At 39.3% G+C, this 267-nt stretch carries 1 protein-coding gene; it reads right to left on the bottom strand.

Annotated features, from left to right (window positions below):
- Positions 1 to 267: helix-turn-helix domain-containing protein (locus BBG47_RS28695; RefSeq protein WP_139070859.1), on the bottom strand; the 267-nt coding region annotated here is incomplete at both ends.

Raw genomic sequence — 267 nt, 5'->3', positions numbered from 1 at the left:
AAATCGCTGTTCACCTGCTATATAACCGTACTTTATATCGGTTTCAAACAGTTGATTAGAATTCGTTATTGTTCGATTTGATGCAATCTTTTTCGGAAATCGAACTCGTTTCTGCCGTTGTGGCTTTAGGATCCCCAGTTCCTTACACAGTCGATATACTTTCTTCTTGTTTATACATAGCTTGTGCTGTTCTCGCAATGCTACCGTCAATTTACGGTAACCATAATTGGCTCCATCGCTAGCGATAAGATTCATCAGCCATTCTTT

The organism is Paenibacillus sp. KS1 (genome assembly GCF_001680695.1).
Lineage (GTDB): Bacteria > Bacillota > Bacilli > Paenibacillales > Paenibacillaceae > Paenibacillus_B > Paenibacillus_B suaedae.
This window is presented reverse-complemented; position numbering and strand designations above follow the sequence as displayed.